Genomic DNA, 14,550 nt, shown 5'->3' on the forward strand with positions numbered 1-14,550 from the left:
AAAGGAAGGATATGAAGCAAGCATTACGATTGGGTATTGGAGGCCCTGTAGGGTCAGGGAAAACGGCGTTGGTTGAAATGTTGTGTAAGCGTATGCGAGATCAATTCAACATTGCCGTTGTGACCAATGATATTTATACCAAAGAGGATCAACAAATTTTGATTCGTCAGCAGGCATTAAGTGAAGACCGGATTGTTGGAGTTGAAACAGGAGGGTGCCCGCATACCGCGATTCGTGAAGATGCTTCAATGAACCTTACGGCGATTGATGAATTAAATGCTAAGTTTGATGACTTAGAAATGGTAATTATTGAATCGGGTGGCGATAATCTAAGTGCGACGTTTAGTCCTGAACTATCCGATTTAACTTTATACGTGATCGATGTCGCCGCAGGGGATAAGCTTCCTAGAAAAGGAGGACCAGGCATTACTCATTCTGATATGTTGATTATTAATAAAATTGATTTAGCCCCCTATGTTGGTGCGGACTTAGATGTCATGGATCGTGATACCAAGATTCAGCGTGGCGACAAACCTTATGTATTTACCAATCTTAAAAGCCAGCATGGATTGGATTCCATCATTGAGTTTATCGTTGATAAAGGGATGTTGTAATCTTTATGATTGAGTACGGACTGTTTTTAATATTTTGGTATGGTTTGATGCATGCTTTTGCTCCAGATCATATGACTGCGATTGTTAATTTTTCAATTGGAAAACAAAAAGCCAAAGTAATGATGATTACATTGGGGTTTGCTTTGGGGCATGGCGTTAGTTTGTACTTGTTTTCTCTTCTATTGTCAGATTTAGAGATACCTGAGCAGGTATTGGCATATGGGGATGTGTTGGCCTCTTTGGTACTTATTTTAATGGGAATGTATCTGCTGTATTTAGTGGCCGCGAACCAAATCCATATTAGAAAGCATGAGCACCATGGAATAGAGCATGCCCATATTTGGTTTGGTCATGAGCATCACCACCAGAATGCAAACCGTAAGTGGCTTTCGGGTTCTGCAATGATGGGGGTTTTAATGGGGATTGGTGGAGTAAGAGGAATGTTAGTTACCTTATCAGCTGTTTCCAATGATCAAGTTTCAGGTCTTATGATTCTAAGTTTTACATTGGGCGTGACATTAGTATTTGCTGTTTTCGGGCTGACCATTGCCGTATTCAATCAAAAGTTTCTTCAGTCTAAAAAGCCGTTAAGACGTGCCGTTTTCGGGGCAGGGTTGATTTCATGCCTGGTTGGTGGGCAAGCGTTTCTCTAACGCTTTGCTGTACATTGGCAATGCGCACAAAAATAGTGCAAAAACTCGCTGAAATGAGTTCTTAACGGCCTTATGTGTCTGTTTTAAATATCAAGTATATGTTCTAACATTATGAATTATAAGCGATTATTAAATGGTTTTATTTAATGTTTAGAATTGTCTTATAGAGTGGCGCACTTCTTGTTTTATGGTTATTACGTTTTTAATAATTTTTATGCAGTAGCGCTGTATTACAACGAAGTAATCACAGTTTTTAAACACGGTTGTTTATCTAAATAATTTAAAACCATAATAAGAGGTGTTTGAAATGAGACATGGTGATATTTCTTCAAGTAATGATACGGTTGGGGTTGCAGTTGTAAACTACAAGATGCCTCGCTTACATACCAAGCAAGAAGTACTGGATAACGCTAATAAAATAGCGGATATGCTTATTGGCATGAAACAGGGATTACCGGGAATGGATTTGGTGATTTTTCCTGAGTATTCTACGCATGGGATTATGTATGATGCCAAAGAAATGTATGACACGGCATCAACAATACCGGGGGATGAAACTCAGATTTTTTCAGCAGCATGTAAAAAAGCGAAAACTTGGGGGGTCTTTTCTTTAACAGGGGAAAGGCATGAAGATCACCCGAATAAAGCCCCTTACAACACTTTGATCTTAATTAATGATGAAGGTGAAATTGTCCAAAAATATAGAAAAATTATGCCTTGGTGTCCTGTTGAAGGTTGGTATCCAGGAGATAAGACTTATGTCACCGAAGGGCCAAAGGGAATGATGATCAGTTTGATTATCTGTGACGATGGGAATTACCCTGAAATTTGGCGAGATTGTGCAATGAAAGGGGCAGAGTTAATTGTGCGTTGTCAGGGGTATATGTATCCGGCCAAAGAGCAGCAAATTATGGTGTCTAAAGCAATGGCATGGATGAATAATACTTATGTAGCCGTTGCTAATGCCAGTGGTTTTGATGGTGTGTATTCTTACTTTGGGCATTCTGCAATTGTTGGTTTTGATGGTCATACATTGGGTGAATGCGGCGAGGAAGATTACGGTATTCAGTACGCAGAGCTTTCAGTGTCGCAGATTAGAGATTTTAGAAAAAATGCTCAATCACAAAACCATTTATTTAAATTACTTCATAGAGGGTATACAGGAAAAATAAACTCCGGTGAAGATGATGAAGGAGTGGCTGCTTGTCCTTACGAGTTCTACTCGACTTGGATTAATGATCCTCAGAAAGCGAAAGAGCAAGTTGAAAAAATTACACGCTCAACTGTTGGAACTGCTGAGTGCCCAATCGAAGGCATTCCCAATGAAGATACTGTTAAAAGTCACAGTTAAGGTCTAGCTTTTCTATGGCAATTCAATTCCAGTTGAAGTTGTTCGTTCCTCAACTGGAGCTTACTATATTGGCACTCTTTGGTAGGAAAATTCAATTACTGCCTTTGGGTGCTCCGCAAAGTCGACCGATGATTCAAGAAGGAAGTATTTCGCTTCCAAGTAGCATATCTGCAGAATCCTACCTCCAAGCTAAAGCTTATTATTTTATGTGTGTCATTCATGCAATGGGGCATATTTTGTATTCAACACCCATGGATGCTCAGGGATATAAAAATCGACAGTTAGTGATGGTCTCTCTTATTGAAGATGCAAGAGTGGAGACTTTGTTGATCAATCAATACCCAGGTCTTAAGCAGCAATTCAAATCATGTTTTGTTAAACCGAATAGTGACTCTAATGATTTTGATTCAATCGCTTATGGGGTTGCTTATGGGATTTTAAATTCGAGCTATGAGTCAAGTAACTATATTGTAAGTAAAGCATTGAATGCTTTTAGGTCACTTTCATTCAACGAGTTAAATGACGCTGGTTTGTCCTTGAGGTTGGGGCTGCAGTTAGCTAATGATATTGGTCAAATGCGTATCAGTATGAACGAACGAACGGAATTTACCATTGTTGATTACCGGGATGATAATCAATATTTGTGGCAACAAGTGGAACCTGTCCTAGCTGAGGGTACGTCAAGTGATGGTAACGAAAATATTTCAGATTATGATGCGCGATCATTTAAAGAATCTTTTGCCGAAAGGGAGGTTTCTGCATTGTCGGAAACAGCACCTAATGAAGAAGGTAATTTAGTTTTCAAAGAAGTGCCTGAACATTCTGATAATGAGTTACGGAACAAAGCATCGACGCTGGCTTCCCTTTGTTATAAAGAGTGGGATTATAAGATTGCTCGATTCAAAGAGCGTTGGTGTTCCGTAGATGTATTTAAGCCAATTGATGATCAAGCTAAGCATACTAATTTGTTGGATCATTTACACGCCCAGTTGGTTTTCAAGTTGTATAAACTGATTTCGTCCTATCAGCAAAATAGATGGAAACAAAAGGCACAAAAAGAAGGTGATGAACTCGACTTGGAAGCCGTTGTGAATACTTTAGTTGATTTGAGGTCGGGACGGATTCATTCAGATCCGAATCTTTATCTTAAAATCCAGTCAGATCATCATCAAGATATAGCATTGCTTGTATTATTAGACTTGTCTGAGTCGATGAATCAGACGTACTTAGACAGTGAAATCAGTATTTTAAAAAATACGGAGCAATCAACGTTGGTGTTATCCAGTCTTTTGGATAAATTGGATCATTCTTACGCCGTTCATGGCTTCAATTCAGATGGACGTCATCATATTAATTATTATGAGTTGAAGGGGTTTGCAGAGCAAGGTGATGTCTTATCATCCAGATTGCCTAATCTCACGGCCCAATACTCAACTAGATTGGGTGCGGGTGTTCGACATGCTTATACTGAGATTGCACAGCGCCAAGAAACACATAAATTGATTTTAGTTATAACGGACGGCAAACCTTCTGATATAGATGTATACGATGAAAATTATTTAATTGAAGATGCAAAAGTAGCGGTACGAGAAGTGGAGAATAAAGGAATTAAAACTTTTTGTCTCGCCTTGGATACCGATGGTGAAAATGATTATACGCAGCAGATTTTTAAGCCTGGACACTATGGGATATTGAAAGATCCAAATAAGTTAACGGATACGTTAGTGAATCTGTATTTAAAGATATTTAAAGCGTTTATGTAATCAATCTATCTGTACGCTAGGGGATTGGAAAGTGATATAGACCCTGAATTATCAGGGTCTTAAAAGTTTGGATGTTAGTGGCTAATCATCCAAGGTCGCATTGAAGGAAACATTTTCTTTCCATCTGCTGTCCACATGAGTTTTGATTTGCCTTTTTTATGGTATTGACAACCACAACCATGTTTTAGCTTTTCGGTATTCTCGGCACGACTGTCTACAGTCGATACCTGAGGTTCGTGCTGAGCCGCTTCATTTTTTTCAATGGCATTGCGTTTGGCTGGTGCCATATCTAAAATTTCAGGTGGAATCATGATGATTCTAGGCGACAAAGTCTGGCAATGCGGGCATTGAGCTGGTTTGTTTGACTCATCCATGGTCGCGAGTTCATAAAAGATACCATGGTCAGGACACTTATAATCATAGACTGGCATAGTTTAAAACTCCTTACTTTAAGTCAGGCGCTAATGGAACTTGAACGCTATCATCGACGTATTTTTTAGGCCCTTCGGCATTCGGGTTGACATCAAACTCAAAGATATCGGTAGGCAACCATAGCGTTGCGCATGAGTTTGGAATATCAACTACACCACTGATGTGGCCTTGAACGGGAGCCGTACCTAATAGCGAGTATGCTTGTGCACCTGAATAACCAAACTTCTTAAGGTATTCGATGGCATTCAAACAGGCCTGTCTATAAGCAACGTTGACGTCAAGATAGTGTTGTTGACCCTCTTCATCAACCGAGATACCTTCAAAGATCAAATAGTCGTCATAACGCGGCGTAATTGGGCTTGGTTTGAAGATTGGGTTTTTGATGCCGTATTTTTTCATACCATCTTTAACCAGATTCACGCGTAGGTGAATCCAGCCAGCCATCTCAATTGCACCACAGAAAGTGATTTCTCCATCACCTTGACTGAAGTGTAAATCACCAACAGAAAGGCCAGCATCTTTAACGTAAACTGGGAAGTAAACTTTTGAACCACGTGATAAGTCTTTGATGTCACAGTTACCACCGTGTTCTCTTGGCGGAACGGTACGAGCTCCTTCCGCCGCTGCCGATTTAGCTTCCTCTGGTTTCATCCGGCCCATGTGTGCAGTTTCGGCGTAAGGAAGAGCTGCTAGAGGTGGCGTGCGCTCAGGATCAGTGTCAAAAAGTTCTTTTTCTCGAGTATTCCATTCATCCAACATCTTTTTGTCTGGTAGGCAACCAATTAATCCAGGATGGATTAAACCTGCAAATTCAACGCCCGGAATGTGTCTTGATTTGGTAAACATTCCATTGAAGTCCCAAATGGTTTTTTGTGCTTCTGGGAAGTGATCCGTTAAGAAGCCCCCTCCGTTTTGTTTAGAAAAGAAGCCATTAAATCCCCATTGACTGTCGGCGAATGTTCCTATGTCTAAGATGTCGACTTCTAGTAGGTCCCCTGGTTCTGCACCTTCGATTCCGACTGGGCCTGATAAAAAATGTACTTGAGTCAAATCGACGTCACGAACATCGGCGGCATCATCATTGTTTTCGATTTGCCCCCCTGTCCAGTCCATGCATTCGATGATGAAATCATCACCAGGTTTTACCATTGAAACCATTGGGATATCAGGGTGCCAGCGGTTATGGATATTATCATGCTCGTACGCGGATTTGTTGAGGTCGATTTTAATAATAGTTTCGGCCATTTTGGTTCTCCTGTTGTATAAATTTAACTTGGTTTAGCTTAAACAGATAAAAATGACGCAACTTTATCTTCGTCGACTTCATTGCGTGGCTGATCGTGAATGATCTTGCCTTTTTCTATAACAATAATTCGATCGGCTACATCCAAAGCGAAGCTTAAAACTTGCTCGGATACGATGATTGATAACCCTCTGGAGTCGCGGATTTCCTTCAAGGTGTGAGCCATTTCTTTGATGATTGAAGGCTGAATACCTTCTGTCGGTTCGTCCAATAACAGAACGTCTGGGTCACTTGCAAGTGCACGGGCAATCGCCAGTTGTTGCTGTTGACCACCGGATAGGTTTCCGCCACGACGTTTTCTCATTTCACGTAAAACTGGAAAGATATTGTATAAATCTTCCGGTACTTCCGTTTCTTTGGTACTGGTCAGTCCTGTTTCGATGTTTTCCTGTACCGTCATGGTTGAAAAGATCATTCTTCCTTGAGGAACAAATCCTAGTCCAGCTTTTACGCGTTCATGGCTCTTCATGCCAAATAACTCTTTATTTTCAAGCTTGACGCTTCCTGATTTAGAAGGAATCATTCCAATCAATGATTTCATTAGGGTGGTTTTTCCCATTCCGTTACGCCCCAAAATAGCAATGATCTCATTCTTTTTGAGAGAGAGGTTTAAACCTTTAATAACTTCACTTTCTCCATAAGCGACATGTAAATCTTGTATCTCTAGCATCTTTTTACTCCCTTAATGTCCCAAGTAAACTTCAATAACTTTCGGGTCGTTCTGGACTTTTTCCATTGAACCTTCGGAAAGAACTTGTCCTTGGTGAAGTACGGTGACTCTGTCAGCAATTTCTTCTACGAAGTGCATGTCGTGCTCAATAACTAATACGGAACGATCTTTAGTAATTCTCTGGAGCAGTTCTGCCGTTTGTTTACGCTCTGAGACTGACATTCCTGCGACGGGCTCATCCAGCATAAGCAGTTCGGGGTCTTGAATTAGAAGCATTCCAATCTCAAGCCATTGTTTTTGGCCATGACTTAGAAGGTTGGCGGGGCTATCAAGCTTGTCTTGAAGGAAAATCATTTCCGCAATTTCAGTAACCTTATCGATGACCTCTTGGTCTCGGCTGAATGTCAGAGCACCCCAAACTTTCTTTCCCCTAGGGAAAGAGAGTTCAAGGTTTTCGAAAACAGTCAGGTCTTCATAGATAGACGGGTTTTGAAATTTTCGACCGACGCCAGCATGTACAATTTCATGTTCTTTCAGTTTGGTTAATTCTTTACCTTTAAACTTAATAGAACCTTCGGTAGCTTTGGTTCGTCCGCAAATCAAGTCGAGAACAGTGGTTTTTCCCGCGCCATTTGGTCCAATTATGACGCGTATTTCTTGTTCCTCAATGTATAAAGACACATCGTTTACAGCTTTGAACCCGTCAAACGAAACGGTAAGTCCTTCAATAGTTAAGACAAAATCTTTTTGTTGGTACATGGTTGTCTCCAATACCTTGATCATTAATTGTTAATTACTTTTCAGCTTTTTTCTTTTGTATTGCTTTTAATTTTTTATCTACCCAAGGCTGCACATGGCTTTCGTAGATTCCAGCTAACCCTTTAGGGAAGGCGAGTACCACTGCGATAAATAAAGCTCCCATAGCGAACAGCCAAAGCTCTGGATAGGACTCGGAAAGAATCGTCTTAGCCCAGTTAACAATTAAGGCTCCGTAAATCGCACCAAAGATTGAAAGATTTCCGCCTACGGCTGCAAAAATAACCATTTCTATTGAAGGTACGATTCCAATCAATGAGGGGGACATGAATCCAACTTGAAGTGTAAACATGGCGCCACCGATTGAAGAAAAAATCCCGGCAATGCAGAAGATAAATATTTTGAAGTTTGAAACATCGTATCCAGAGAAGCGGACTCGGTCTTCACTGTCGCGCATCGCAACTAAAAGTCTGCCTAGTTTACTTTTTCGAATGTATTGGGCAGCTACCAGTGTTATCAATAGCAGAACAACGTTTACGAAATAAAGTACATATTTGGCAGAGTCAGTACGAATATCCCAACCATGTAATGTTCTTAAGTCTGTAATGCCGTTAACGCCACCGGTAAATCCTTGTTGACCAATAATTAAAATAGTCAGGATGGCAGCAATGGCTTGCGTGATGATGGCGAAATAAACCCCGCCAACTCTACGTTTAAACATTGCCGCCCCGATGATGTAAGCAAACAAAGCTGGTAAAGCAAAGATTGCAAACACGGTGAAGCCAAAACTGTGGAAGGGTTCCCAAAACCAAGGCAGTTCGGTCAATTGGTTCCAGTCCATAAAATCCGGGATACCTGGCGTTGACTGAATCTGTGTATTTTCGGGGCTGGAAGCCTCAAGCTTCAAGAACATCGCCATGGCGTAACCACCTAAGCCAAAGAAAATTCCTTGACCTAGACTTAATATGCCGCCAAGCCCCCAAGAAAGCACGAGACCTAAAGCAACGAATGCGAATGTCAGATATTTTCCGATTAAATTTAACCTAAAAATATCGAATAATACGGGTAGCGCGACTAATAAAATCGCAGCTAAGATTAGAAATGATATGACATCATTTTTGGGGGCTAATGAACGTAGTTTAGTTTGTACCATCTTTTTATTCTCCTAGCGACGAACTTTAAGTGAGAAGAGTCCCTGTGGACGAAGCATTAGGATCACGATAACCGTTAATAACGTTAAGACTTTCGCCATAGAGCCACTCAAGAAAAATTCCATAATTGATTGTGCTTGTGAAATACTGAACGCAGATGCAATGGTTCCAAGAAGGCTTGCTGCGCCACCAAATACCACTACCAGGAAGGTATCCACAATATAAAGCTGTCCAGATGTTGGGCCAGTAGATCCGATCATAGTAAACGTCGCTCCAGCGATACCTGCGATTCCACAACCCAGTGCAAAGGTAAATCGGTCGACACGAGCTGTGTCGATACCTACTGCTCCAGCCATGGCTCTGTTTTGAACGACTGCGCGAGATTGTTTGCCTTTTCTTGATTTTTGCAAAAATAGGAACACTCCTACTGTGATGAACAGTGTGATAACCATTACAATCATTCCATTGACGGGAACTTCAATCATCTCGCTAACTGCAAACGATCCCATCATCCAGTCGGGTAAGGTGACTCCTACTTCACGAGGACCAAAAACAGTTCTATACAATTGTTGAAGAATTAAGCTTAACCCCCAGGTTGCCAGAAGGGTATCAAGTGGGCGTTTGTATAGGTGTCTAATCAATGACCACTCCACTAGAGCACCGAGTAAAAATGTCCCTATAAAGGCAAAAATTATCGCTATAAAGAAGTAGATTCCAAAAAGATCAGGAAGGTACGTCGAAAATAAATTTGAGGTTAAGTAAGTGATGTAGGCACCAAGAATCATAAACTCTCCGTGAGCCATATTAATGACTCCCATTTGGCCAAAAATAATTGCCAAACCTAGAGCCATCAATAGCAGTACAGAGAATAGTATTAGGCCTGAAAAGCCTTGCATCGCAAAAATTGAGCCCAGCTCAGCCCATGTGTAGTCAGCAAACATTTATTTTTCCTCCTGGCAGGTAAAATAATTCAAGTTAAAATTTTTAGAGTATTCTTGGTTGGTTAGTGCACCTAATTAAAGACTCTATACTGCTTTTAGAGCCTTTAATTAGGTGCAGCCCATATTTAAATGGACTGCAGATGGTTAACTTATTGGTAACCTTTAGGGAATGGATTTGGTTCAATCAACTCTTTAGATTCATAAACCACGTCAAACTGACCATCTTTTTTAGCGTGGCCAATGCGGGATTTAGACCATAAATGATGGTTAGGATGAACTTTTACATAACCTTCTGGTGCAGTTGTGAGTTCAATGCCCGGTAGAGTTTTACGAATCTTATCGATATCGAAAGAACCAGCCTTTTCAACTGCTGCTTTCCATAACCAAGGACCAAGATATGCTGCTTGAGTTACATCACCAATAACAATGTCGTCTCCCCAGCGTTTCTTGAATGCTTTAACAAATGCTTTATTGTTGTCATTAGGTAGGCTTTGGAAATACTTCATTGAAGCGTATAGACCTTCAACATTTTCACCGCCGATACCTAAAATTTCATCTTCTGTTACAGATAGTGTAAGGACCAGTGGTTTTTCTTTAGTTAGATCAATACCCGCTGCTTTAAGCTGCTTGTAGAATGCAACGTTAGACCCACCAACGACAGTAGTAAAGATCACATCAGGCTTTTTAAGCTTGATTTTGTTGATTACTGAGTTGAACTGAGTGTGTCCTAAAGGGTAATACTCTTCACCGACTACTTTTAAGCCAAGTTTTTCGATGTGTTTGCGAGCGATTTTGTTAGAAGTACGTGGCCAGATGTAGTCAGAACCAAGCAAGAAAAATTTCTTAGCTCCTTTTGTTTCTTTAGCCCAATCGATACCCTTAAGGATTTGCTGAGTTGCTTCTTGCCCTGTGTAGATTACATTAGGAGATTGCTCTAACCCTTCATAGAAAGTAGGGTAGAAAAGCATACCGTTATATTGTTCCATAACAGGAAGTACTGCTTTACGCGAAGCTGAAGTCCAACACCCCATGATTGCATCAACTTTGTCTTGAACAAGAAGTTTCTTAGCTTTTTCAGCAAAAGTAGGCCAATCACTTGCCCCATCTTCTTGAATGTATTTGATTTGACGTCCTAAGACACCACCTGAAGCATTGATTTGCTCAATGGCTAATTTTTCGGCTTGGATTGACCCAGTTTCACTGATAGCCATAGTTCCTGTGGCTGAGTGAAGAATACCTACAGTTACTGTATCATCCGTTACTGCCAGACCAGTGCTGTTTACTTCAGATGCTGTGGCAACGTTTGAAAAAAGCATGGTAGCAGGAAGCGCCATCATTGTTTTTAGCATCAAGCGTCTAAGCTTATTGGGTTGATGAGGATGGTTTTGCATATTGTTTAGCCTCTTATATATGTAAGATTGAATAAAATAAAGCAAGTCGGGCTAAACAAAGCACTAAACAAGCCAGTTTTTTTATTTTGTTGATTTTTAATGATTTTTGTTCGTTTTTTTGGTTTGGTTTGTTATTTTTATTAACTTTTTATGTTTGTTTGGTGCGTTTTATGTATTTGTTTGGTGCGTTTTGTTTTTTGTTTATGGCTGACCTCTTTTTGTTTTAAACTGTCTATAGTTTGATTAAAGGCAGTTCTTATGCGCGCCAGTCTCTCCTCATCTCAATCCGGATTTATTATGATGTTGCTTGTGGTTGTTATGGCCATTGGAGCAGCAGCAATCTTTAGTCTTTACCAAGACAACACCGCATTACGGTATCAATCAGATGTTTATTTAAAGCAGATGAGTCAGTTAAATGAAGTGAAGCAACAGCTATTAAAGTATGCAGTTTTTCAACCTGAGCTCTATCAGAGTGATTTAGTCTCGAATAGTCGAACTTATAAAGAAGCCGGAAAGCTTCCTGGACCTGGCTATTTACCTTGTCGAGATTTGGATGGAGATGGCTGGGTGCTGGGTGCAGAAACCAGCTGCGGCAACCCGCGTGACACGGCTGATGACACCAGTGGTTTTGTGTATGGTTTTTTACCTGTGGGGTTTAAGACGCGTAATTTTTTCTTTGGAGCGCTTGAGCCGCGTCAGTTTTATTATGTTGTGGATGAACGCTTCGTGAATGGAAATAATTTATACAATAATGGATCGACAGGGCGTTATGCACCATTAAATATTACCCTTACTCCTGCCATGGAGCCTGATGCGCCGCCACCTAATGGGTTACCGGATGCAACTTTACCTTGGTTGACGTTGAATGGCGTTGAGGGTTATGTTGCCTTGATTATTTTTCCTAATGTGCCGCAAGTCTTCCAAGATGGTTTTGCACAAGACCGAAGTCAAAGTGGAACGGCCGTTGAAAGGGTTGCCGATTATTTAGACCGGCGCTTTGATATCGACGGCCATCAGGTAGATGGTAACGCGGATGGTAACCGACATTTTTTCAGCCAAAGCAGAGAAAATATTGGTGTGAATGATTTGGTGGTGGGTATTACTTTTTCTGAGTGGCAGAATACGGTCATGAATCGAGTTTGTAGTCAGTTGGATTCGCTCACTCAAGTCGATTCAAATGCAGCCTACTGGTTTAATGATTATGATGCGGTTCAAAATCCTTCCGGCGGTAATTGGCGAAGCTTTACTGGGACGTGTGGGTTATGAGTCAATCCTCTGATAGTCAAACAGGCTTTACCTTAATAGAAATGGCATTTGCGCTGTTATTGATAGGGTTGATTGTGGGGGGAGGGTTGAGTTTTTTAGGCAGTTTTCATCAGGCGGAAAACAGCAAAATAGCAGAGAAGCAAATGCTGGATATCAAACAGGCGATGTTGACCTATTTAAAGGTGAATAAGCATCTCCCTTGCCCAGATACAGATGAGGATGGGAAAGAAAATCGTAAAGAATCCAGTGGCGTGTCAGTTTGTAAAGCACGTGAAGGAACACTGCCTTCTCGAGACTTGGGGGTTCCCAGAAAAGATGTTTGGCATAATCCATTTTATTACCGTGTGAATGCACGCTCGGAGAACAAGAAGTATATTAATGACCTTTGTCAATCCGCTAGTGTTTTTGGTCAGACGGGTGAGCGAACGTTGCCTAATGAGTCCGGTGTTTGCGCGACAAGCAATCTATTTTACTGCCATTGCTCTTCAGCAAAAGCTGATGGCGCATGTACCGGAAATTGTCGATTTTCTGAAGATCCCAGGCCTGGTGATTTTTCCCCCTATTTCGTGATGGCGACCCCGCCTAATGGCGTGGATGAAGCAGATGCTTTAAAGAATATGAAAGTCATAGACGAGCAGCAAGCGGAAGTTGATAATGGCATTGTGGCCATGGTGGTGTCGTTTGGCAAAAATGGATTACAAACCTGGGAAGATTGTTTAGGAGCGACGGCCACTGGTTCAGAAGAGCGAGAAAATTGTGATGGAGATCAATCGGGGGTGTTCCAAATTAATCGCTCAGATGTAATGGATGATTATTTGACTTGGATAAATATGTATGACGCAAAGCAGGCTTTGTTAAAGGTAAGAGGGTTCTCGGGTGAGTAGGAATCGGTTTAGTCAAGGGTTTACGTTGATTGAAATGGCTTTGGTGTTGATGATTGTTTCGTTGTTGATTGTCGGTTCCGTTGTGATTTTAAAATCACAAAATGACCAGGTTCGCTATGCGGATAGTCGTCAGTTTTTATCTCAAATAAAGCAAGCATTATTGTCATTTAATGATGTGAACAGTTATTTGCCTTGCCCTGATGTGGATAGCGATGGTTTGGAAGATCGAGTCACAAGCGGTGCTTGTACAGACTCTGAAGGCCATGTACCTTATCGAGATATAGGACTGCGATTATCAGATGTGCGAGATGGTTTTTCGAATTTGGTGCTTTATACCGTGAATGAAGGTGCAACGGTCATTACCACTATGCAAGATGCAGCGCATTCAGCCAGCTATTTTTGTAATCGAACTTGTTCTCAGGGATCGGTGTCTGCTGGAGTGCTTCCCGTTTTTCAGTTGATCACGCCTCCGGTTGCAGATGATGCTGGCCAAGGGAATTATGATGTTTGTTCGGAAGGGGTTTCGTCTTGTAGTCATTCCTCTCAAATGGCTTATGAAAATCTTTCTGTTGTGTTGGTTGCGGGTAATCAAAGAGGAGGGGTAAATTGTAATGAGCGAGGAACACCAGAAAGCGAGAACTGTGATGGTGATGCATTATTTTGGCAGGGGAGTTTTGCAGCAATGCCATCCGTTGGTGGTTTCTTTGATGACACGGTTTCAGGTTTGTCAGGCTATGAAGTTAAATCGCATTTCTTAAAAACACACCCGAATGCTCTGTTTGATAACACACCAGGAAGTGGTACACCCTCCACTGGAGAAGTCCCCGTCTTGCCGTCAGGCACTTTCGATACCACGATTTCTGATGATTTTAATGACAGTGGTGATTTCTTAGCAACCAATGGTGATGATTCATTAGAGGTGACCGGGGATTTAAATGCCAAACTAAACCTTAAGAATGGCAACAATACGGTTCAAATAGGAGGAAATCAGAATGATGCTTTGGATACAGGGACGGGAAATGACATTGTGTGGATTCTGGGGAACTCAGAAGCCGCTATTTCTTTAGGGGCCGAAGACGATAATTTAACGATTGAAGGCGATCTGAACGGCACAAAGTCGTTAAAAGCCGAAGGCGGAAATGACTTTATTTATATTAAGGGAAATGTAAATAATGCCGTTGATATGGGGGCCGGAAATGATGCTCTTAAGATTGATGGGTTGATTAATGGTGACTTGGATGGTGGGTCAGGTGACGATACGCTTTATGTTAATTTGACTGAGCAGGAATGGCTTGATAGCGGTTATGCAAGTCGTGTGACGAATTTTGAGGTGGTTCAATTTAATGATGGTTCTTTATTGAACTTATAAGGAGGT

General features: G+C 41.2%; 14 protein-coding genes. 7 read left to right on the forward strand and 7 right to left on the reverse strand.

The annotated features are described in order from the left end of the window. Positions 1-11: 11 nt before the first annotated feature. The 4 genes from ureG (at position 12) to GHNINEIG_RS02410 (ending at position 4,381) form a co-directional block, all read left to right on the forward strand. Complete coding sequence (gene ureG, locus GHNINEIG_RS02395; protein ID WP_135795166.1) at positions 12-614, forward strand: urease accessory protein UreG; 603 nt, start codon at positions 12-14, stop codon at positions 612-614. A gap of 5 nt (positions 615-619) precedes the next feature. Continuing rightward, the gene (locus tag GHNINEIG_RS02400; RefSeq protein ID WP_135795167.1) at positions 620-1,267 is read left to right on the forward strand and encodes a hypothetical protein; all 648 of its coding nucleotides are present in this window, start codon (positions 620-622) and stop codon (positions 1,265-1,267) included. A 307-nt stretch (positions 1,268-1,574) separates the two neighbouring features. After that, the gene (locus tag GHNINEIG_RS02405) at positions 1,575-2,618 is read left to right on the forward strand and encodes an aliphatic amidase (protein WP_135795168.1); all 1,044 of its coding nucleotides are present in this window, start codon (positions 1,575-1,577) and stop codon (positions 2,616-2,618) included. A 14-nt stretch (positions 2,619-2,632) separates the two neighbouring features. After that, a complete protein-coding gene (locus GHNINEIG_RS02410; protein ID WP_135795169.1) occupies positions 2,633-4,381 on the forward strand; it encodes a nitric oxide reductase activation protein NorD in 1,749 nt (582 codons plus the stop codon). Positions 4,382-4,455: 74 nt separating this feature from the next. Here the strand turns inward: GHNINEIG_RS02410 and GHNINEIG_RS02415 are convergent, their stop codons facing one another. From GHNINEIG_RS02415 to urtA, 7 genes are all read right to left on the reverse strand, one after another. Then, on the reverse strand, positions 4,456-4,812 hold the full coding sequence (locus GHNINEIG_RS02415; protein WP_135795170.1) for a zinc ribbon domain-containing protein: 357 nt from the start codon (positions 4,810-4,812) through the stop codon (positions 4,456-4,458). Positions 4,813-4,825: 13 nt separating this feature from the next. Next, on the reverse strand, positions 4,826-6,058 hold the full coding sequence (fmdA, locus tag GHNINEIG_RS02420; protein ID WP_135795171.1) for a formamidase: 1,233 nt from the start codon (positions 6,056-6,058) through the stop codon (positions 4,826-4,828). 38 nt (positions 6,059-6,096) lie between these two features. Next, positions 6,097-6,786 (reverse strand): urea ABC transporter ATP-binding subunit UrtE, encoded by a 690-nt coding sequence (gene urtE / locus GHNINEIG_RS02425; protein ID WP_135795172.1) that lies wholly within the window; start codon positions 6,784-6,786, stop codon positions 6,097-6,099. 12 nt (positions 6,787-6,798) lie between these two features. Continuing rightward, positions 6,799-7,545 (reverse strand): urea ABC transporter ATP-binding protein UrtD, encoded by a 747-nt coding sequence (gene urtD / locus GHNINEIG_RS02430; RefSeq protein ID WP_135795173.1) that lies wholly within the window; start codon positions 7,543-7,545, stop codon positions 6,799-6,801. A gap of 34 nt (positions 7,546-7,579) precedes the next feature. Beyond that, positions 7,580-8,695, reverse strand: coding sequence for an urea ABC transporter permease subunit UrtC (urtC, locus tag GHNINEIG_RS02435; protein WP_135795174.1), 1,116 nt, complete (start codon positions 8,693-8,695; stop codon positions 7,580-7,582). 12 nt (positions 8,696-8,707) lie between these two features. Further along, positions 8,708-9,634, reverse strand: coding sequence for an urea ABC transporter permease subunit UrtB (gene urtB, locus GHNINEIG_RS02440; protein WP_135795175.1), 927 nt, complete (start codon positions 9,632-9,634; stop codon positions 8,708-8,710). Positions 9,635-9,783: 149 nt separating this feature from the next. Then, positions 9,784-11,025: an urea ABC transporter substrate-binding protein gene (gene urtA / locus GHNINEIG_RS02445; protein WP_135795176.1), complete on the reverse strand. Its 1,242-nt coding sequence runs from the start codon at positions 11,023-11,025 to the stop codon at positions 9,784-9,786. Positions 11,026-11,283: 258 nt separating this feature from the next. Between urtA and GHNINEIG_RS02450 the strand changes: the two genes are divergently transcribed. From GHNINEIG_RS02450 to GHNINEIG_RS02460, 3 genes are read left to right on the forward strand one after another with little or no spacing between them, the layout of a single operon-like run. Then, on the forward strand, positions 11,284-12,291 hold the full coding sequence (locus GHNINEIG_RS02450) for a hypothetical protein (protein WP_135795177.1): 1,008 nt from the start codon (positions 11,284-11,286) through the stop codon (positions 12,289-12,291). Then, on the forward strand, positions 12,288-13,175 hold the full coding sequence (locus GHNINEIG_RS02455; protein ID WP_135795178.1) for a type II secretion system protein: 888 nt from the start codon (positions 12,288-12,290) through the stop codon (positions 13,173-13,175). The genes GHNINEIG_RS02450 and GHNINEIG_RS02455 overlap by 4 nt, the downstream gene beginning before the upstream one ends. Next, positions 13,168-14,544: a type II secretion system protein gene (locus GHNINEIG_RS02460; RefSeq protein WP_135795179.1), complete on the forward strand. Its 1,377-nt coding sequence runs from the start codon at positions 13,168-13,170 to the stop codon at positions 14,542-14,544. The genes GHNINEIG_RS02455 and GHNINEIG_RS02460 overlap by 8 nt, the downstream gene beginning before the upstream one ends. The last annotated feature ends 6 nt before the right edge of the window (positions 14,545-14,550 follow it).

The organism is Hydrogenovibrio crunogenus, from assembly GCF_004786015.1.
In the GTDB taxonomy this organism is placed as follows: Bacteria; Pseudomonadota; Gammaproteobacteria; order Thiomicrospirales; family Thiomicrospiraceae; genus Hydrogenovibrio; species Hydrogenovibrio crunogenus.

Coding starts and splice junctions, on each gene's coding strand:
- ureG (WP_135795166.1), top strand. CDS start 12: ATGAAGCAAGCATTACGATTGGGTATTGGAGGCCCTGTAGGGTCAGGG.
- GHNINEIG_RS02400 (WP_135795167.1), top strand. CDS start 620: ATGATTGAGTACGGACTGTTTTTAATATTTTGGTATGGTTTGATGCAT.
- GHNINEIG_RS02405 (WP_135795168.1), top strand. CDS start 1,575: ATGAGACATGGTGATATTTCTTCAAGTAATGATACGGTTGGGGTTGCA.
- GHNINEIG_RS02410 (WP_135795169.1), top strand. CDS start 2,633: ATGGCAATTCAATTCCAGTTGAAGTTGTTCGTTCCTCAACTGGAGCTT.
- GHNINEIG_RS02415 (WP_135795170.1), bottom strand. CDS start 4,812: ATGCCAGTCTATGATTATAAGTGTCCTGACCATGGTATCTTTTATGAA.
- fmdA (WP_135795171.1), bottom strand. CDS start 6,058: ATGGCCGAAACTATTATTAAAATCGACCTCAACAAATCCGCGTACGAG.
- urtE (WP_135795172.1), bottom strand. CDS start 6,786: ATGCTAGAGATACAAGATTTACATGTCGCTTATGGAGAAAGTGAAGTT.
- urtD (WP_135795173.1), bottom strand. CDS start 7,545: ATGTACCAACAAAAAGATTTTGTCTTAACTATTGAAGGACTTACCGTT.
- urtC (WP_135795174.1), bottom strand. CDS start 8,695: ATGGTACAAACTAAACTACGTTCATTAGCCCCCAAAAATGATGTCATA.
- urtB (WP_135795175.1), bottom strand. CDS start 9,634: ATGTTTGCTGACTACACATGGGCTGAGCTGGGCTCAATTTTTGCGATG.
- urtA (WP_135795176.1), bottom strand. CDS start 11,025: ATGCAAAACCATCCTCATCAACCCAATAAGCTTAGACGCTTGATGCTA.
- GHNINEIG_RS02450 (WP_135795177.1), top strand. CDS start 11,284: ATGCGCGCCAGTCTCTCCTCATCTCAATCCGGATTTATTATGATGTTG.
- GHNINEIG_RS02455 (WP_135795178.1), top strand. CDS start 12,288: ATGAGTCAATCCTCTGATAGTCAAACAGGCTTTACCTTAATAGAAATG.